19 protein-coding genes and 1 tRNA gene are annotated in these 20,139 nt (G+C 43.2%); 18 read left to right on the top strand and 2 right to left on the bottom strand.

What is annotated here, in order from left to right:
• Positions 1-571: 571 nt before the first annotated feature.
• Positions 572-1,870 carry a DASH family cryptochrome gene (locus NAF17_RS13965; protein WP_252758623.1) on the top strand — a complete coding sequence of 433 codons (1,299 nt, stop codon included), beginning with the start codon at positions 572-574 and terminating at the stop codon, positions 1,868-1,870.
• Between the two features lie 208 nt (positions 1,871-2,078).
• On the opposite strand, the gene NAF17_RS13960 is transcribed toward NAF17_RS13965, so the two are convergent.
• Positions 2,079-2,414, bottom strand: coding sequence for a hypothetical protein (locus tag NAF17_RS13960; RefSeq protein WP_252758622.1), 336 nt, complete (start codon positions 2,412-2,414; stop codon positions 2,079-2,081).
• A 107-nt stretch (positions 2,415-2,521) separates the two neighbouring features.
• Positions 2,522-2,596 (bottom strand) — tRNA-Glu (locus NAF17_RS13955).
• A 238-nt stretch (positions 2,597-2,834) separates the two neighbouring features.
• On the opposite strand from NAF17_RS13955, the gene NAF17_RS13950 reads away from it, so the two are divergent.
• From NAF17_RS13950 to hisS, 17 genes are all read left to right on the top strand, one after another.
• Positions 2,835-3,116, top strand: coding sequence for a DUF427 domain-containing protein (locus tag NAF17_RS13950; RefSeq protein ID WP_252758621.1), 282 nt, complete (start codon positions 2,835-2,837; stop codon positions 3,114-3,116).
• Entirely contained in the window at positions 3,116-4,507 is a 1,392-nt protein-coding gene (locus tag NAF17_RS13945) for a mercuric reductase (RefSeq protein ID WP_252758620.1), read from the top strand. Before NAF17_RS13950 ends, NAF17_RS13945 begins: the two co-directional genes overlap by 1 nt.
• Positions 4,508-4,513: 6 nt before the next feature.
• Positions 4,514-5,479 carry an ABC transporter ATP-binding protein gene (locus NAF17_RS13940; protein ID WP_252758619.1) on the top strand — a complete coding sequence of 322 codons (966 nt, stop codon included), beginning with the start codon at positions 4,514-4,516 and terminating at the stop codon, positions 5,477-5,479.
• On the top strand, positions 5,472-7,043 hold the full coding sequence (locus tag NAF17_RS13935) for an ABC transporter permease/substrate-binding protein (RefSeq protein WP_252758618.1): 1,572 nt from the start codon (positions 5,472-5,474) through the stop codon (positions 7,041-7,043). Before NAF17_RS13940 ends, NAF17_RS13935 begins: the two co-directional genes overlap by 8 nt.
• 2 nt (positions 7,044-7,045) lie before the next feature.
• Positions 7,046-8,200, top strand: coding sequence for an ergothioneine biosynthesis protein EgtB (gene egtB / locus NAF17_RS13930; protein ID WP_256474524.1), 1,155 nt, complete (start codon positions 7,046-7,048; stop codon positions 8,198-8,200).
• Positions 8,201-8,217: 17 nt separating this feature from the next.
• Complete coding sequence (gene egtD, locus NAF17_RS13925; protein ID WP_252758617.1) at positions 8,218-9,207, top strand: L-histidine N(alpha)-methyltransferase; 990 nt, start codon at positions 8,218-8,220, stop codon at positions 9,205-9,207.
• 145 nt (positions 9,208-9,352) lie between these two features.
• Complete coding sequence (locus NAF17_RS13920; RefSeq protein WP_252758616.1) at positions 9,353-10,294, top strand: SPFH domain-containing protein; 942 nt, start codon at positions 9,353-9,355, stop codon at positions 10,292-10,294.
• A 24-nt stretch (positions 10,295-10,318) separates the two neighbouring features.
• Positions 10,319-10,873, top strand: a complete 555-nt coding sequence (locus NAF17_RS13915) for a DUF922 domain-containing protein (RefSeq protein WP_252758615.1) — start codon at positions 10,319-10,321, stop codon at positions 10,871-10,873.
• Positions 10,874-11,019: 146 nt separating this feature from the next.
• A complete protein-coding gene (locus tag NAF17_RS13910; RefSeq protein ID WP_252758614.1) occupies positions 11,020-11,778 on the top strand; it encodes a UDP-2,3-diacylglucosamine diphosphatase in 759 nt (252 codons plus the stop codon).
• Positions 11,779-12,066: 288 nt separating this feature from the next.
• Entirely contained in the window at positions 12,067-13,140 is a 1,074-nt protein-coding gene (gene prfA, locus NAF17_RS13905; protein ID WP_252758613.1) for a peptide chain release factor 1, read from the top strand.
• 184 nt (positions 13,141-13,324) lie between these two features.
• Positions 13,325-14,272 (top strand): FAD:protein FMN transferase, encoded by a 948-nt coding sequence (locus NAF17_RS13900; protein ID WP_252758612.1) that lies wholly within the window; start codon positions 13,325-13,327, stop codon positions 14,270-14,272.
• 199 nt (positions 14,273-14,471) lie between these two features.
• Positions 14,472-14,780, top strand: coding sequence for a hypothetical protein (locus tag NAF17_RS13895; RefSeq protein WP_252758611.1), 309 nt, complete (start codon positions 14,472-14,474; stop codon positions 14,778-14,780).
• The gene (locus tag NAF17_RS13890; RefSeq protein WP_252758610.1) at positions 14,780-15,658 is read left to right on the top strand and encodes a hypothetical protein; all 879 of its coding nucleotides are present in this window, start codon (positions 14,780-14,782) and stop codon (positions 15,656-15,658) included. The genes NAF17_RS13895 and NAF17_RS13890 overlap by 1 nt, the downstream gene beginning before the upstream one ends.
• Before the next feature lies 1 nt (position 15,659).
• Positions 15,660-16,343, top strand: a complete 684-nt coding sequence (locus NAF17_RS13885; protein ID WP_252758609.1) for a response regulator transcription factor — start codon at positions 15,660-15,662, stop codon at positions 16,341-16,343.
• 4 nt (positions 16,344-16,347) lie between these two features.
• A complete protein-coding gene (locus NAF17_RS13880) occupies positions 16,348-17,688 on the top strand; it encodes a sensor histidine kinase (protein ID WP_252758608.1) in 1,341 nt (446 codons plus the stop codon).
• A gap of 206 nt (positions 17,689-17,894) precedes the next feature.
• A complete protein-coding gene (locus NAF17_RS13875) occupies positions 17,895-18,575 on the top strand; it encodes a YiaD family glycine zipper/OmpA-like lipoprotein (RefSeq protein WP_252758607.1) in 681 nt (226 codons plus the stop codon).
• Positions 18,576-18,700: 125 nt separating this feature from the next.
• Positions 18,701-20,137: a histidine--tRNA ligase gene (gene hisS, locus NAF17_RS13870; protein ID WP_252758606.1), complete on the top strand. Its 1,437-nt coding sequence runs from the start codon at positions 18,701-18,703 to the stop codon at positions 20,135-20,137.
• Positions 20,138-20,139: the final 2 nt, after the last annotated feature.

The raw sequence follows: 20,139 nt of genomic DNA, 5'->3' as shown, positions 1-20,139 counted from the left end.
ATTTATACCGCATAGCTACATTAAACTACATTAAAGCAGTTGTTAAGCTTGCCCCCCGGCCATTAGTTGTACAAATAATATCGTTTCTTACAAGCAAGGCGGTGGCATAACGCCAACTAAGCCTGCTTACACCTAAGGGGCTGTACCTAATATTGCTTATGGTACTACCACAACCATTACCAATAGTGAGTACGGCTATGCTAATGCCTCAGTTGCCAAGTTTGATTTTAGTGGGTCTTTTCCCACAATGATGGTCAGCAATCGCATCGAATTACGATCGGTTTTGTTGCGTTTCGGTGCTTAATATGGTGTTTTTAAGCCAATAGTAACACCTGCAAATTTTAATTTGCAGGGTGTCAGCGTTTTTATAATGATTTTAGTACCCCGTAGGTGAAGCTTTTCGAGCTTCTTTTTAGAAGATTTAAAGTTGTTAGCCGCATTTTGATGATTATTAAATATTAATTTACAGCGTTTTTAAAAAGTCTTCCAATCGCTGACGCTGGGGTCTGCAAAGGTTTTTATAATTCCGGAGGAGTTGTTAGGTAAGTATCAAAATATCAGTAGTATAAATATGGCGACAAAGAAAATTGCATTGGTATGGTTTAAAACAAATCTCCGTTTACGCGATAACGAATGTTTGTTGAGGGCAGTAGCAGAAAATGATGAAGTGATACCGTTTTATTGCCTGGACGATCAATTGTTGCGAACTACCAAGTTTGGGTTTAAAAAAGCGGGCGATTTTAGGTTGAAATTCTTAAGGGAGAGTTTGCAGCAACTCGATTCAGATTTACGCGGGGTAGGTTCGGGGCTGTTATTATTAAAAGGAGTGATAGAAAAGGAAATATTTTGGCTTGCAAATAAACATGGTGCCCAAAAAATATATGCAGAAAAAGAGGTTGCCCCCGAAGAGTTAACCACACAAAAAAAAGTAACAGATGAGCTGTTAATTCTAAATTGCGCTATTTCTACGTTTGAATGTCGTAACCTTTTTCACTCGTCCGATTTGCCGTTTTCTATCGAACGATTACCTGATATATTTACTGATTTCCGAAAAATAACAGAAAAGACAGTCGCTGTAAGGCCGGTATTTCCAGCGCCATCAGTTATTAAATCACCACCAATTGCGGCGTTAAATTTAACACTGCCTGATGAACTAAATTCGATAAGCATATCAATAGATCAGCGGGCTTCGATACAATTTAAAGGGGGAGAGCAAGCGGCTCGCCAGCGTTTGCAGTATTATTTTTTCCAAACACAAGCTTTATCCTCTTATAAAGAAACACGTAATGGGATGGTTGGTGAAAGGTTTTCTTCCAAGTTTTCTGCGTGGCTGGCTTTGGGCTGTATCTCTGCAAAAGAAATTTATCGAGAAATAAAAAGATATGAAATAATATATGGGTCCAATGAATCCACTTACTGGTTGGTGTTTGAATTACTATGGCGTGACTATTTTGGTTTTTGCATGGAAAAAAATGGGAAACGTTATTTTTTGAATTCAGACAGCTTATCTTCCGGGTCAATGAGTCAAGAACATTTTGAAACCGCGCTAACAAATTGGATAAACGGTACAACCGGGGTTTCATTCATAGATGCTAATATGAAAGAGCTTAAACTTACCGGCTTTATGAGCAACCGGGGTAGGCAAAATGTAGCCAGCTATTTATGCAATAACCTACGTTTAGACTGGCGCTATGGCGCTGCCTATTTTGAGCAGCAGCTGATTGACTATGATGTTTGCAATAACTGGGGAAACTGGGCCTATCTTGCCGGCGTAGGAAACGATCCCAGGACGAATCGTGTTTTCAATATAAACAAACAAGCAGCAACCTACGACCCCGACAATACTTTTCAACACCTTTGGCTTACATGACAAATTCAGGTATTTTGGTTAGGCTACAAGTGCGCAACATGATTATACTATTTCAAATTATATAATACAGAATCTGCCAAGTGGTGATTTTTACCGTAATCTTCCGCTTTTTTTAATACTTCTGTTTCAAACCTTTTTTTAACCCTGTTTAATTCAGCCTCAGAGATAAATTTTTTGTTACATATATGTAACATTGGCTTACACCCGCTTACGAGTTTTTGATGCTTTTTTTTCTATGAAAATTAGAATAGTTGAGATTAAAAAAAGGTGTAACAATATATTTTTTATTTACACCAGCTAAGGATTCCTGAACCCTATCGTTAACAAAAGGATTGCCGTACGCAGCTCCAACGGAAGACAAACCAGTCACATCGGCGGCGGCTTGGAAGAACTTTATATTGGCTTTCGTTTTGTCGATTTCCTTGCCTGCCCAAACATGATTTTGATGAATTTGATTAACCGGTTCATAAACTGAATTATTCAGCGTATGGGTATTATATGCAGTAGCTTTTTTTAAAGAGTAAAGTTTATCAAAAATTTTCATTAAAACATCGAACATCTTTTTCGGGCTTACATTAATGTTCTAATTTCATCATAGTCAAAAAGGTAACTGCATAAAAAAAGGAAACATACAATTATGTACGTTTCCTTTGGTAGCCCGTAGGGGAATCGAACCCCTGTTTCTAGAATGAAAATCTAACGTCCTAACCCCTAGACGAACGGGCCATTTTAGAGTTATAAATCCGATATTTTAAATTTATTTTCCCTTATTTTGGGATTGCAAAGATATACGTTTCCGGATAAATTAAAAATATTTTTTCACAAAAATTTTTAGAAAGGTTTTTTGACCCCGCGCGTCTATTAATTATTAGCACATCAATTTAGAATATGGCAAACAAAAAACCTGTTTGGCTATTTATAAATCCAATACTTATAAAGTACCTTTATATAAACAATTAGCCTTATGAAAGCCGTTTGGAACAACCAGATTATCGCCGAAAGCAATGACACCATTGTAGTTGAAAACAATCATTATTTCCCTAATGACAGCGTAAAGCCCGAATTTTTGAGGGAATGCAGTACCCACACCACCTGCCCCTGGAAAGGCATTGCCTCTTATTACACCATTGAGGTGGATGGGCAACAAAACAAAGATGCGGCCTGGTATTACCCCAAGCCAAAATTGGCAGCCGCCAATATCACCAATTATATAGCCTTTTGGAAAGGTGTTAAAATAACCCAATAATGAAGGAATACGATTGTATAGTAATAGGATCTGGCCAGGCGGGGATGCCGCTTGCCAAAAAACTGGCTATTTCTGGTAAAAAAACCCTGCTTGTAGAAAAGCGCTTCATTGGCGGCACATGTGTTAACGATGGCTGTACGCCTACCAAAACCATGGTTGCCAGCGCGCGCGTAGCGTATCTGGCAGGTAAATGCACCGAGATGGGCGTAACTATAAAAGGGTACAGGGTTGACATGCGCCAGGTTAAAAAACATAAGGATGATATCGTCCTGAAATCGCGCAACGGCGGGCAAGCGGCGGTAGAGGAAACCCCAAACCTCGATCTGCTTTTTGGCAACGCTACCTTTATCGATAAAAAAACCATCAGTGTAACGCCTAATATAAAGGGCAAGGCGCAGGAGTTTAAGGCCCCTTTAGTTTTTATCAATACAGGTGCTAAAACCATAATCCCTAATGATATTGAGGGACTGGATGAAATAGATTACCTGACATCAACCACTATCCTCGACCTGGAGAAAGTGCCCGCGCATCTGCTCATCATTGGGGGTAACTACATAGGGCTGGAATTTGGGCAGATGTTCCGCAGGTTTGGCAGCAAGGTTACCATTTTGGAAAAAGCAAGCAGGTTATTATCCCGCGAGGACGAGGATATCTCTACCGAGATCACCCAAATTTTGGAGCAGGAAGATATTACTATCCACGCTAATGCCAAAGCCATCAAATTTAAAACAAAGGGCAAAGGCAAAATTACTGCTACGGTAAGCGTGGGTAGCAAAGAGCAAAAGATCAAATGCAGCCATGTGTTGATCGCTATCGGTCGCGCGCCGCAAACGGATACGCTTGGCCTGGATAAAACCGGCGTTAAGATGGACGATAAAGGCAACATCAAGGTAAACAGCAAGCTGGAAACAAATGTTAAAGGCATTTATGCCCTTGGCGATGTTAAAGGCGGCCCGGTGTTTACGCATATCTCTTATAACGATTACACCATTGTTTACCGCAACCTCATCGAAAAACAGAACCTGAATATTAACGATAGGCCAGTACCCTATTGTATGTTTACCGACCCCGAACTGGGCCGCGTAGGCATTACCGAAGCGCAGGCTAAAGAGCAAGGGCTGGATTATAAAATAGCAACCCTGCCTATGGCGCACGTTGCCCGCGCTATCGAGACCGGAGACACCCGTGGCATGATGAAAGCTGTAGTAGATGCCAAAACCAAAAAGATCCTGGGCGCGGCCATCATTGGTAGCGAAGGGGGCGAGGTGATGAGCGTATTGCAAATGGCGATGGAGGGTGGCATCACTTACGACAGAATCAGGTATTGTGTGTTTGCGCACCCCACCTATTCGGAGTCGCTGAATAATTTATTCATGACTTTAGATGAATAACGCCCGATGATAAAAGTTGAGCATCTTGTAAAAACCTTTGGCACAACACACGCGGTTGATGATATTTCCTTTGAGGTGAACGAGGGTGAGAATATGGTACTTTTGGGTACAAGCGGCTCCGGCAAAACCACTACGCTAAAAATGCTTAACCGGTTGATAGAACCCGACAGCGGGTCAATTGCTATCGATGGCAAAAACATCATCGGCCAACCCGCCGAGATCTTACGGCGTAGCATTGGGTATGTGCTGCAAAACAACGGCCTATTCCCGCATTACACCGTTGCAGAAAACATTGCCATTGTGCCCAACCTGCTTAAATGGGATAAGGCCAAAACGCAAGCACGTGTCGCCGAGCTACTGGAAAAGCTCCACCTCGATAAAAATTATCTGAATGTTTACCCTAACGAACTAAGCGGTGGCCAGCAGCAGCGTATTGGCTTGGCAAGGGCTTTGGTGGCCAACCCGCCCGTATTGCTAATGGACGAGCCTTTCGGCGCCTTAGATAACGTTACCCGTTCAAAAATTCATGGCGAATTTTTAGCGTTGGACGAACTGAAACGCAAAACCATTATTATGGTAACCCACGATGTGCAGGAAGCCTTTGAACTGGCCGACCGCATTGCCTTGATGGATAAAGGTAAAATTATACAGATAGGCTCACCGGCCAATCTGTTGTTTAACCCGGTTAACGATTTTGTGCGCAATTTCCTAAAAGAGCAGCACCTGCAGCTGGAGTTTAAAACCATTAAACTAAGCGATATTTGGGAGTACCTGCCGGAGGGCGGTAAAAAAATAAACACTTCGCTAATCCCGGCATCATCCGGCGTTTGGGAGGCTTTAGAGAACTTTAAATTTTACCCGCGGGAAAACATTAACGTGCTAAACCAGCAAAATAAAGAAGTAAGACCCATCACGTTCGACCAGTTGATGGCCGCGTTTTCAAAATATAAAAATCACCAATCCCATGAATGAGCATCAGCAAACTTTATGGGAATTTATGCAGCAGCAGGCCGATAAGCTTGGGGTGCAAACCATGCAGCATATTGGGCTAACGTTTATCTCGTTGTTCATCGCTGTGCTGGTGGGGTTGCCTTTGGGCATTTACATCACCCGTAAAAAACAGCTGTCGGGCATTGTGCTGGGCATTGCCGGCATCCTGCAAACCATCCCCAGTATTGCCCTGCTTGGTTTCATGATCCCGGTTTTAGGCATCGGTGCAAAACCTGCAATTGTGGCGCTATTACTTTATGCTTTGCTGCCCATCATCCGTAATACCTATACCGGTATTACCGGGGTTGATGCAACCGTTAAGGAAGCCGCTGTTGCCATGGGTATGAACAAATGGCAGGTATTGTTTAAAGTAGAATTGCCCTTGGCTATGCCCGTAATATTAGCGGGTATACGTACAGCCACGGTTATCAACGTAGGTGTGGCTACCCTTGCATCCTACATCGCAGCAGGTGGCCTGGGCGAATTTATTTTTGGCGGCATCTCGCTAAACAATACCAACATGATCCTGGCAGGCGCTATCCCGGCTGCTATGCTGGCTATATTGTTTGATTTCCTGCTGTCGCGATTGCAAAAACTGAATTTTAAAAAGATAAAAGGCGCGGTGAAGTTCGCCCCTGTGTTGCTGATCTTTTTATCGTGCCTGTACTTTATCCCATCTGCCTATGGCAGTAAACTAACCGCAGGCTTTACGCCCGAGTTTATGGGCAGACAGGATGGTAACCTGGGCCTCATCAGCAAGTATGGGTTAAAGATCCACACCATTGTGATAAATGATGCCGTAATGTACAAGGCCGCGCAGGAAAAAGAACTGGATGTAATAAGCGGATACAGTACGGACGGACGCTTAAAGGCTTACGATCTGGTGGTGTTAAATGATGATAAAAAGATCTTCCCGCCATATTATGCCGCGCCGATTGTGAGGGAAGATGCCCTTAGAAAATTTCCTGAGCTAGAAAAAACGCTGAACCTGCTGGCCGGCAAAATTACTGACTCGGTAATGACCGAATTAAATTACCGGACTGACTACCTTCACCAAACGCCGGAGCGAGTGGCTAAAGATTTTCTGGTTTCAAAAAAACTGTACAGACCCGAGCGTGGCGGCAACGAAGGTACGGTGCGCATCGGCTCAAAAATTTTTGGTGAGCAATACATCTTGGCCAGCATGTACACCATGCTAATTAAAGGTTATACGAATTATAGCGTAGCTACCAAAACAGGCTTGGGCGGAACCAAAATAGTTTTTGACGCCATGACGAACGACCAGATAGACTTTTACCCGGAGTATACCGGCACAGGTTTATTGGCTATTTTAAAGGCGTCGCCCCAAACGGTTACCCGGCTGCAGGTGAGTAAGGATAGTACCTACAACTACGTGCAGCATGAATTTGCGAAGCGCTACCAGATAAAATGGCTAAAACCAATTGGGTTTAATAATGCGTATGCATTAATGATGCGCCAAAAGCAGGCAAATGAGCTGCACATTAAAACAATATCAGACCTTAAGAGGTATTTGGAAAGGAAGTAATTATGATTGATTTAGCCGACTGTTACAAAAAAGTTCGCCAGCGTACCGACGCCATTTGCGAACCCCTGCAAACCGAAGATTATGTGGTACAACCCGTGGTAGATGTTAGCCCACCTAAATGGCATATCGGGCACACCACCTGGTTTTTCGAAACTTTTATCCTGAAACCCTACTTTGCCGAATACCAGGAGTTTGACACTAACTACAATTACGTTTTTAACAGCTATTACGAAACCGTGGGCAACCGCGTTATCCGCACGGATCGTGGTAATTTAAGTCGCCCTACGGTAATAGACATTAAGCGCTACCGAAAGTATGTGGATGATGCCATGTACAACTTTTTGGCCTGCGGCGATGTAAGTGATGATGTGAGAGAATTATTGATCCTTGGTTTTAACCACGAGGAGCAACACCAGGAATTGTTGCTGACCGATATAAAATTTATATTGGGTAATAACCCGCTGTTCCCGGCTTACTCGCATAGTTACATTTCGCCAAAGTCAGAGAAAATGGGCGCGCCATTTATCAAGTTAAAAGAAGGTGTTTACGAGATAGGTTTTGAGGGCGAAGGTTTCTCATTTGACAATGAACTGAACCGCCACAAGGTGTACCTGAATGCATTTGAGATAAGTCCGGACCTGGTAACCAATGCCGAATATTTAGAATTTATAAATGATGCCGGCTATCACGATTTCCGCCACTGGCATGCCGCCGGCTGGGATTGGGTAAATACCAATAAGGTAAATTCCCCAATGTACTGGCATAGCATCGAGGGTGAATGGCACAACTACACCTACAATGGTTTAGAGAAGCTAAACCTGCACGAGCCCGCGCGCCACATTAGCTATTATGAAGCGTACGCCTACGCCTCATGGAAAGGCATGCGTTTGCCCACCGAATTTGAGTGGGAAGCCGCGGCTTCCCAATTTAAATGGGGCAAGTGCTGGGAATGGACAGAAAGCGCCTACCTGCCTTACCCTGGTTTTGCGAAAGCACCGGGCGCCATTGGCGAATACAATGGTAAATTTATGGTAGGGCAAAAAGTGCTGAGGGGTGCATCAGAAGTAACCTCGCCAAACCATAGCCGCATTACATATCGTAATTTCTTCCAGCCGGAGTTGCGCTGGCAATTTACTGGCATCCGTCTTGCTAAGTAAGCTCACAATACAACATTATGGAATATACCAGTACAGTAACACAACAAACCACAGCAAATACCTCAATCGACGATCGTTTTTTACAGGACGTTGTGGCTGGTTTAACCTCCACTCCAAAGCATCTGGAGTCGAAATATTTTTATGATGCCCAGGGCGATAAGATTTTCCAGGAACTTATGAACTGCGAAGAATACTATCCCACCAATTGCGAAATGGAGATCTTTACCTCGCAAACGGCAGAAATTTGTAAAGCGATCATTGCCGATGGAGATGCCTTCGACCTGATAGAACTTGGTGCCGGCGATGCTACAAAATCTACCCAGTTACTAAAATACCTGATAGACAACGAAGCCGATTTTACCTACCTGCCGATTGATATATCGGATAATGTAATCTCGTACCTCAATATTACGTTACCCGTAACCCTGCCCGGCATTAAAATAGAAGGCCTTAACGGCGAGTATTTTGACATGCTGAAAAAAGCTGCGGCTATTTCTAATAAACGCAAAGTGGTAATGTTTCTTGGATCGAACATCGGTAACATGCAGGTAGCAGATGCAGAAGGTTTTTGCAAGGAATTGCGCAACAACCTATCAACTGGTGATATGGTGCTGATTGGTGTCGACCTCAAGAAAAACCCCGCGACTGTATTGGCTGCCTATAACGATAGCGAAGGCATTACCAAACGTTTTAATATCAATTTGCTGGAACGCATTAACCGCGAGCTTGGTGGCGATTTTAACACCCGCCAGTTTGACCACTACGCCATGTACGACCCGGAAACCGGTTCATGCAAAAGTTACCTCATTAGTCTCGCCGACCAGGAAGTGAAGATCGGTCAGGAAATCATATCGTTCCAAAAGGATGAATACATTTACATGGAGATCTCGCAAAAATATGCCGTGGAGCAGGTAAATGAGATGGCCGGCAAGTCGGGCTTTAAACCATTGGATCGGTTTTTCGACAACAAAAAATGGTTTGTGGATGCGGTTTGGACGGCGGAATAAAAATAGATTTTACGGGCTATTTACCTGTCGAAAAATGGTGATTCAAGGCCGTTTTTTGGTGAAAAAAATGCGCGGATTTTGAGTTTAAAATTGCCTGTTGCACCTATTGTTATTAAGCCTATATTTATTAAAAATATTTAGCCTAATGACATCATCATCAATTGTAGCCTACCTGCTTGTATTCTTTATCATCATTGTAGCGCTCTCGTCGTTTGTTACCGTAAAGCAGGGAACCGTAGCGGTAGTAACCATTTTTGGTAAATATCGCCGCATTCTTACGCCGGGCCTTAACTTTAAAATCCCACTGGTAGAGCAGATCTACTCCAAAATATCAATCCAAAACCGATCTGTAGAGCTTGAATTTCAGGCGGTTACATTTGATCAGGCCAATGTGTATTTCAAGGCCATGCTGCTATACTCGGTGCTAGATCAGCAGGAAGAAAGCATCAAAAATGTAGCTTTTAAGTTTGTGGATGAGCGTAACCTGATGCAGGCATTGATCCGCACGGTAGAAGGCTCTATCCGTGCATTTGTGGCTACAAAACGCCAAAGTGAGGTGTTGATATTGCGCCGAGATATTGTGGAACATGTTAAAGAACAGTTAGATACCATACTGGAAGGCTGGGGCTACCACCTGCAGGATCTTCAACTGAACGATATTACGTTCGACGACATCATCATGAAATCGATGAGCCAGGTTGTGGCATCAAATAACCTGAAAGCCGCCGCCGAGAACGAAGGCCAGGCTTTACTGATCACCAAAACCAAAGCCGCTGAGGCTGAGGGTAATGCCATAAAAATTTCTGCCGAGGCCGAGCGCCAGGCGGCACAATTACGCGGGCAAGGTATAGCCCTGTTCCGCGAGGAAGTGGCCAAGGGTATGACGGTTGCAGCCAAAGAGATGAAGGAAGCCAATATGGATACCTCGGTAATCCTCTTCACCATGTGGACGGAATCTATCAAACACTTCGCCGAAAACTCCAATGGTAACGTTATTTTCCTGGATGGTTCTACCGAGGGTATGCAGCATACCATGAAAGAAATGATGGCTTTAAACCTTTTGCAGTCAGATAAAGTCAAAAAGTAAAGTTTTACTTTACCATTGGCATAAATGATATTCAACTATTTACGCACTATTTGCGCCATAGCTTTGCTGTGTTTCGCGTTCAATCCGGCTTTGGCGCAACCTCATAGGCTGCTAACTGTCAACGATTTCCAGGGGGCGCCCCAGCCAAATGGCAGGGGCGTTATCGCCTACACCAATTGCACTATCGATTTTAAATACCAGGCTAGTCGCGGCGATGGCAATTACATCCTACACGCCAATGTAAGGCTGTCTATGAACAACGATAAATCGTGGATAGACCGCTCACGGATAACCAGTTATGAACAGCTTACCGAGATTTTAAAACACGAACAGGGCCATTATACCATTGCTTATTTAGAGCAGCAAGAAGTGTTAAGGGCTATTGAGCGAACCCGTTTTACGGCTAACTATCAGTACGAGGCCATGAATATTTTCAACCGAATTGATGCCAAGTATAAACAGCTTAATAGTAACTACGACCAGGACACACACCATATGGTAGATAAACAGCAACAACGCAGCTGGGATATTTATTTTGCCAAGCGCCTGCAATTTATGCCAGAGAACGCAAGTTTGTAATTAATTCATAAAAGAGCTTGTTGAACCATTTGCCAATTAGAGGCAAGGCGCAGAAGTCTTCGACAGGCTCAGGCTGACAATTTGTATTTTATGGCGGTAAACACCCATTTGCCATCTGCCAATTATTCCCGTACTTTTGAACCAATATGCCAACGGGTAAAAATTTATACTTTGCTTCCGATTTTCATTTAGGTGCCAACAGCTACGCCTCATCTCGCGAGCGGGAAGACCGGATCATCCGCTGGCTGGATTTGATCAAAGAGGATGCTGCCGAACTGTTTTTAATGGGTGATGTGTTCGATTTTTGGTTCGAGTACAAAACGGTGGTGCCCAAGGGTTACATCCGTTTCCTGGGAAAACTGGCACAATTGACCGATGCCGGCGTAAAGCTCTACCTGTTTAAAGGCAACCACGATATGTGGATGTTCGATTATTTTGTACAGGAACTTGGCGCAACCATCATTACTAATGAGTTGGAGATTGAGCGCGGGGGCAAAAAATTCTACCTGCATCACGGCGATGGCCTTGGCCCCGGTGATAAGCTTTATAAGTTTCTGAAAAAGTTTTTTCGCAGCAGGGTTTGCCAGTGGCTTTTTGCAAGGCTACACCCTAATTTAGGTTTGGGTATCGCGAATAAATGGTCACAAAAAAGCCGTATTGCAGGCGCTACGGACACCGACAAGATCCAACATCAGCAGGAATGGCTGGAAGCCTATTCGCTCGAAGTTTTAAAAACGCAGCCTTTCGATTACTTCATATTTGGGCATAGGCACCTGCCATTGGATATATCCCTGCCCGATAACAGCCGCTACGTTAACCTTGGCGAATGGGTAAATTACAATACCTACGCGATGTTTGACGGAGTTGATTTGGAGTTGAAGTGGTTTGAAAAGGACGGGAAATAACAAAAACCGAATGTTAAATATCTGATAATGAAGTGAAGTGAATTTCGACATTCAAAATTGGGCGTTCAATATTCGATATATCAGAGGCCTCATCTCTTTACAATCAGCTGAATTTATTATGTGCCGATAAATGCGTATTTTTGCATGTTTTTTGTAGCGCAGTAACAAGCCTAAACCCGATTGTAATAAAAAGCTTTTGTGTGATTGGATATTGCCGGGCAAAATGCTTGGAATGAAAAGCGGGACTGCAGCACCCATTTACGCTGCAATTGATTTTCAAATAAGAAGATGTTAGAGAAATTAGAGTTAATATACCAACGCTGGAAAACCGTAGAAGGCGACCTGAGCAGCCCTGACGCCATGGCTGACATGAAGCGTTTTGCCCAGATGAACAAGGAATATAAAGACCTTGCCAAAATTGTTGATCAGTATAATATTTACAAGAATATTATGAGCAATATTGATAGCAACAAAGAAATTTTAGCTACCGAGAAGGACGATGAGTTCCGCGAAATGGCTAAAGCCGAATTGGATGAGCTTTTGGTTAAACAGGATGAGATGGAAGAAGTTATCCGTTTGATGCTGATACCTAAAGACCCTGAGGATTCTAAAAACGCCATGATAGAGATCCGTGGTGGTACGGGCGGTGATGAGGCTTCGCTTTTTGCAGGCGATCTTTACCGCATGTACATGCGGTATTGCGAACGCCGCGGCTGGAAAACCGAACTGGTTGATTATACCGAAGGTACTGCCGGTGGTTATAAAGAGATTGTTTTCAGCGTAAACGCCGAGGATGCTTACGGTAACTTTAAATACGAAAGTGGTGTACATCGTGTACAACGCGTGCCCGATACCGAAACACAGGGCCGTGTGCATACATCTGCCGCATCGGTAGTGGTATTGCCCGAGGTTGATGAGTTTGATATCGATCTGCAGGTAAGTGATATCCGTAAGGATCTGTTCTGCTCGTCTGGTCCGGGCGGCCAGTCGGTGAATACCACGTATTCTGCCGTGCGTTTGACACACATCCCTACAGGAATTGTTGCCCAGTGCCAGGATCAAAAATCGCAGCTGAAAAACTATGATAAGGCATTAGGCGTTCTACGCTCCAGAGTATACGAAATGGAGCTACAAAAGCACCTGGAAGAAACATCTAAGAGACGTAAAACCATGGTTGCCACCGGTGACAGAAGTGCAAAAGTACGTACGTACAACTACCCGCAAGGCCGTTTAACCGAGCACCGTATTGGCTTAACCATTTACAACCTTACAGGCGTTATGAACGGCGATTTGCAAGAGATAATGGAAGCCCTGCAATTTGCCGAGAACGCTGAAAGGTTAAAGGAAGGTACTGCTGCTTAAGGTTTTATTAAAAATAATACACATTAGAAAGCACTTTTATGGTGCTTTTTTCATTTATTGAAAATGGCTTTTCATGCCAATTTCATGTTGCCCAACTAATTTAGCGTTTGTGGAGTTGCACCCGGGCATTACATTGCGTAATGTTTTGATACAACAGGTTTAAATTACGTAACGCTAATTATTTATGCTGGCAGTAAAAAATTTAACAGGGGCGTCAACCATTATCAGCCGCGAAACGCGCTTAATGGGCAACAGGTTTGAAATAAGCTTAGTAGCTACCGATGCCGTATGGGCACTTGCACGTATAGACAGCGCCTTTGCCGAGATAAGCCGTATTGAAAAACTTCTTAGCGCGTTCCCTGAAGACAGCATCCTTAACCAAATTAACCGCAACGCGGGCATTAAACCGGTACGTGTTGATACGGAGGTTTTCCGTTTAATTGATAGGGCTTTGCAGATCTCGGCACTTACTTTCGGCACTTTTGATATTACTTACGCGGCAGCAAGCACCATTAGCATGGATGAAAAGGCGGACGTTGAAGTTGTTGCTGTTAAAACACTAAAAAAGAAAATCAGGTTAACCAACTATACCAACGTTGTGTTAGACCAGGTTGCCCAAACCGTGTTCCTTAAAAACAAAGGCATGCGTATTGGTTTTGGCGCTTTAAGCCGCGGTTACGCTGCCGACAGGGCTAAATATATATTACAATTGGAAGGCATTAGCAGCGGCGTTATTAATGCCGGTGGCAATTTGCTTACCTGGGGCTTGCAGCCAGACAATACCCCGTGGACCATCGCATCTGCAGATCCGTCGTTGACAAACCAGCCTTATGCTAATTTAAACATCAGCAACATGGCGGTTGCTACATCGTACAACAGCGATAAATACACCAGCCTTAATATAAAAGCTGCCGATATAAATCCGGAGAATGGTTTCCCGGTTAGCAAAATTAAGAGCGTAAGCATTATTACCCCGGGTGCAGAACTGGCCGATGCTATGGCAAACCCTGTTATTGCCATGGGCATAAACAGCAGCTTATACTTAATAAACAAACTAAACCAAATAGCTTGTGTAATAGTTGACGACCAGGCCCGCGTTTATACTTCGAAAGATATTAGTTTGATGATGTAAGCTTTTGCTTATATTTAGCCATAACCTATTATAATTTTTTCCGCGCCAGCTAAAAGGGATAAAGCCCCTGATATTTTGCGCACTTTATATAGATTTATTTTTAATTGAATTGCAAGTAAATGCCGCGGCATATCTTTGCAGATAATTAGCGTTTCTTTCCTCTAAAATGACGAAGTGGTTTTTGTATATTGTACTCTTAATGATATCAGCGCCACGCCTGTCATACGCTAAAAATAATTTCGCATATCGCGATAAATCTTCACCCGCCTTTAATATTGTATCAGTTAACGCCAATTTAACGTTACAACAGCGTGATACAACTGTAACAAAACGTAAGCAACGCCAATCTGAAGAAGACAAGAAGAAAATTAAAGAGGTTGCAAAGGCCAAAAAAATGCCCAAGCCCGAAAAAATAGAAAATGTTGACCCGGCAAAAGCTAAACCAAAACGCCAGCGCAGGCCCGAAGGCTTGGAACGCCCGCCAGAAATACCAAGGAGAAACGACTAATGAGATACCTTAGCGCCCTGATATTTATACTTACCTGTAATGCAGTAAATGCGGCCATACCTAAGCCGGATTTAAGGGCATACCGGGATACCCATGCCATTTCGGATACAGATTCGGTTGTACGCAAAAACTCGGTATCGGCCGGGGTAACTTACGGCAGCGATGCGTTGTTCTTTGGCCGTACCGGGCCTATCAAGTATCCGTTTATGACTACCGATATTATTTTTAATACAAAATCGGGCTTTTTCATTTACGGCTCGGCATTAAAGGTATTGGGTTATAAACCGTTGGTTGATGAGATAGATTTGGGTGGTGGTTACTATTACCGCTTATCTAAAAAATTCACCGGCACGGTAAGCTACACTCGTTTTATATTTAATAAAGAAGCCAACATCATTAAGTCATCGGCATCTAACGACATCAACTGGAAAAACACGCTGGATTGGAAATACCTGAAAACCAGCGCAACAGTAGATTATCTTTTTGGTAAATCGTACGATATTTTTACCACAATAAGCAACTCCAAATATTTTGAGAGCAGCTTTAATATTTTTAACGACCAGGATTTCCTATCTATCAATCCATCGGTAAACCTGATATTTGGCACACAAAATTTTGTGCAGCGTTATACTTTAGACCATCAATACTGGGTTGAAATTGATAACATTTTCTTAGAAAACGAGAACGGCCGCCGTGCCCGGGCAAACGCTAAGTTTAACATGCTTAATTATAGCTTTAAGATCCCGCTGGCCTATAACATGCCCCATTATACTTTGGAGGCCTCATACAAGTACTCTATCCCGGTTAATGTGGAAGGCGCTTTAAAAAACCGCCGCGAATCATTTTTTAATTTCACCTTTTATTACGTCTTTTATTAAGATGAACATACTGATCGTAGAAGACGAAAAGGCGCTTGCCCACGAACTGGAACTTTTCCTGGTAAAGAATAACTACATCTGCGAGATCTGTTATAACGGCGCATCCGCGTCAGAGAAATTGGCCGTAAACCTTTACGACTTTATTTTGCTTGACCTTGGCCTGCCCGATTATGAAGGCCTTGATCTGTTGCGCGAAGCCAAGAAAGCTAATCCCGAAGTTGCCTGCATTATCCTAACCGCCCGTGCGGAGGTTAACGACCGCGTTAAAGGCCTTGACCTTGGTGCCGATGATTACCTTGCTAAACCATTCTCGCTGTTAGAGCTGCAGAGCCGGATGCAGGCTATTATCCGCAGGAAGTTTGGCGTGCTTCAAAATATTATTGACCTGGATGGTTTTTTGGTGAACATTACTGACCGTACCATTATGTACCATGTTAACCCCGTTAACACCATTACAAAAAAGGAGTTCGACCTGATCGCCTACATGCTGTTGCATAAGAACCGCACGCTTACCCGCGCCCAACTGAGCGAGCATATTTGGGGCAGCCTTATTAACGATGATTATGACTCTAACTTTATTGACGCCCACATTAAAAACATTCGTAAAAAATTAAGTTTTTTTGCCCCTGCCGATTGGTTGGAAACCGTACGCGGGCTTGGCTACAGAATAAAATCAACCGTTTAGATATTTGAAACTCAGGACCAAATTAACGCTGTTTAATGCGATATCGAAACTGGTTATTGTAACCTTGTTTATATTGCTCCTGCCCAATATTATCGAAAACATCAACAAAAGTTATACAGATAACCGCCTGATAAAACAGAAAGATAAATTTTTACAGCAGGTACGAAACGAAGGCATAAAAAACTATATCGAAGATGGCCAAAGCTATGGTAGCTACCTCCCGTTAAAAGAGGAATTTATTGGCCTTGAGGAAGTCCAGCCCGACTACCATTTGGATACTATTAAGAACGAGCAGCGTCTGGTAGAGCGCGACACCATCGGCTATCGCATACTAAGCCACACCTTTAACTCCGGAAAAAAAAACTACCTGCTGGAGATTGGCAAGAGTACCGAAACCATTGGCGAAACCACAGGCCCGCTGCAAAACATCGCCTTCCAGATCTTACTGGGGATGATCTTGCTGACCATCCTTGCCGATCAGATCTTCTCTACCTATATCCTGCGCCCGTTAAGCATCATTATCCGCACCAAGCTGATAGGGAATAAGTTTCCGAAGTTTACGGTGTACAAGGAGGTAAAAACGAGTACGCTGGATTTTCAACAACTCGATCTTAGCATCCACCGGATGGTAGAAACTATTGAAACGGCTTTCCAGAAAGAGCGTGAATTTATATCGAACGCGTCGCATGAATTAATGACGCCCATCTCTATCCTGCAATCTAAAATAGAGAACATGTTTGAGCAGGATGATATTGCCGACGAGCTAAAGCTGCGCCTTATGGAGATGCAAAAGATCCTGAACCGGTTAAAAAACATCACCAAAACCCTGCTCCTGATATCGCAGATAGAGAACGACCAGTTCCTGAAAGAAGATAAGATAACCGTTAAAGAACTGATAGAAGACGTTAACGAGGAGATCTCCATTCGTTTACAGGACAGGAACATCAGCCTTAATATTGTAATAACCGATGATGTTGAGTTAACGGGCGTAAACAAGTTCCTGCTATTTAACCTGCTTTTTAACCTTATCAATAATGCCATTAAATACAACAAACCCGAAGGTGATATTACCGTTACCGCGCTATGGGTTAAAGATAGCTACACCATTAGCATTGCAGATACCGGCATAGGCATCCCTAATGAAGAAATGCCATTTATATTCAACAGGTTTAAAAAGATGAAGCAGTCGCTCTCGCAAGATAGCTTTGGCCTGGGGCTTCCTATTGTAAAGTCTATCGCGTCTTTCCATAGAATAGGGATCACTGTAAATTCCGAGCAAGGGATTGGCAGTACATTTACCTTAATCTTCCCCGTAAAAGTTACCGGCAATTCGTTTGTTAACTAAGTGCTGTACTAAAAAAAAGGCAGCATTACATAACGTATTATTTTAGGGTTTTATGTTAAACGGAGGATTGTTTTCTCAAATCTTAAAAATATGTTGTTATAGTATTTATTGATTTTCAAAATATCGGCTTTGGTATAATAATGTGCAGTTTTAGTTTTTGGCACTCGCTTTGCAAATAATCTATTAAACAAACACGCAACTTAAACATGAAAACACTAAAATTAAAAATCGCTACATACAGTATTGTATTAGCTTCGTTAGGCATATTAGCTTCGGGCTGTGATTCCCTTACCAAAACCCAAAAAGGTACCGCAATTGGCGCCGGTGCCGGTGGTACAATTGGTGCTTTTATTGGTAGAGCCGCAGGTAATACTGCATTAGGTGCAATTATAGGTGGTGCCGTTGGTGGTACAGCAGGTGCATTTATTGGCCGTAATATGGACAAGCAAGCTGCTGAGATTAAAAATACGGTACCGGGTGCAACTGTAACCCGCGAAGGCGAAGGTATTTTAGTGAAATTTGATTCAGGCATTCTGTTTGATACCAATTCATCAGACTTAAAACCGGCTGCACGTACAAACCTGGCTAACCTGGCTACATCATTACAAAACAACCCGCAAACCAACATCCTTGTTGTGGGCCACACAGATAATACCGGTACCGACGCGTATAATCAAAATTTATCTGTACGCCGTGCCGAATCTGTAAAAGCATATATTGCTGCAAACAAAGTAGGTAACTCGCGTTTAAGCACTAGTGGTAAAGGCGAAAGCGAGCCAATTGGTGATAACAACACCGTTGAGGGTCGTTCTCAAAACCGCAGGGTTGAGATTGTTATCGTAGCAAACGATGCCATGAAAAACCAGGCTAAAAGCGCCACTAATTAATACTAAGATAATTTAATAGTTAATCAGGAAAACGCTCCCCGACGCATCGGGGGGCGTTTTTCTAATTAAAGCCTTCTCCGTTAATGCGGGTTTGGGTGAGGCCTGCTTTTTTGTACCTTTGCCGCATGGCATCCATCAAACCATCTGTACCTAAGGGTACCCGCGATTTCTCTCCCGCCGAAATGGCAAAGCGAAACTTTATTTTCGATACCATAAAAGGTGTATTCCGCAAATACGGTTATCAGCAGATAGAAACCCCTTCGATGGAAAACCTAAGCACCCTTACCGGCAAATATGGCGATGAGGGTGATAAGCTGATTTTTAAGATATTGGATAGTGGAGACGTTATCGAAAAAACAGATATTGCCAAACTTTTATCAAAAAATGAAACTAATGATTGGGCTAATATTCAACCCATTGGATTAAAGGAAATATTTGGGGGGTTTACCACGAAAAGCTTGCTTAAACAAATCTCCGAAAAGGCCCTCCGCTACGATCTTACCGTGCCCTTCGCACGTTACGTTGTACAACACCAAAATGAGATAACATTTCCATTTAAACGTTTCCAGGTGCAGCCGGTATGGCGTGCCGACAGGCCACAGAAAGGCCGCTACCGCGAGTTTTACCAATGCGATGCAGATGTTGTTGGCTCACCATCGTTATTGAACGAGGCGGAGTTTATTATAATCTACGACGAAGCCCTTTGCCTGCTTGGTTTAAAAGATTTCAGCATTAAAATTAATAACCGCAAGATCCTGTCGGGCATTGCCCAGGTGATAGATAAGCACGACAATATTATAGACATGACGGTGGCTATCGATAAACTTGATAAAATAGGTTTTGATGGCGTGGTAAAAGAACTGCTTGAGCGTGGCTTTAGACAGGAAGATATTGATACCATAAAACCCATTATTCTGTTAGAAGGCAGTAACGACGAAAAGCTTAATAGTCTGCGTGCGGCTTTGCAAAACTCTGAGATAGGCCTAAGGGGATGTGATGAGATCCAAACTGTGTTTGATTATGTTGCCGCCTGCAAACCGCTAACAGCAAAACTGGAATTGGATATTACTCTTGCACGCGGGTTAAACTATTATACAGGTGCCATCTTCGAGGTGAAAACCAATGAGGTTGCCATGGGCAGCATTGGTGGCGGTGGCCGTTATGATGACCTTACGGGCATGTTCGGACTTAAAGGGCTTACCGGTGCCGGGATCTCTTTTGGTGCCGACCGTATTTACGACGTTTTAGAAGAATTAAACCTGTTCCCGCAATCGGCAGAGCAAAGTACCCAGGTGCTTATTTGCTGCTTTGATGAGCAGGGCGAAAAATACGGCTTGCCACTGTTGCAAAGCCTGCGCAGCCAAAACACCAGTGCCGAGCTTTACCCCGCAGGTGCTAAAATTAAAAAGCAGATGGAGTATGCCAACAACAAGCAGATTCCTTATACCGTGTTAATAGGCAGCGACGAAATGGAAAGCGGTCTGCTTACCTTCAAAAACATGGAAAACGGCGAGCAGGAAAAGCTATCTGTAAATGATATTTTGAAAAGGGTTAAGAAATAGAG

This window comes from Mucilaginibacter aurantiaciroseus, from assembly GCF_024055595.1.
Classification (GTDB): Bacteria; Bacteroidota; Bacteroidia; order Sphingobacteriales; family Sphingobacteriaceae; genus Mucilaginibacter; species Mucilaginibacter aurantiaciroseus.
This window is presented reverse-complemented; position numbering and strand designations above follow the sequence as displayed.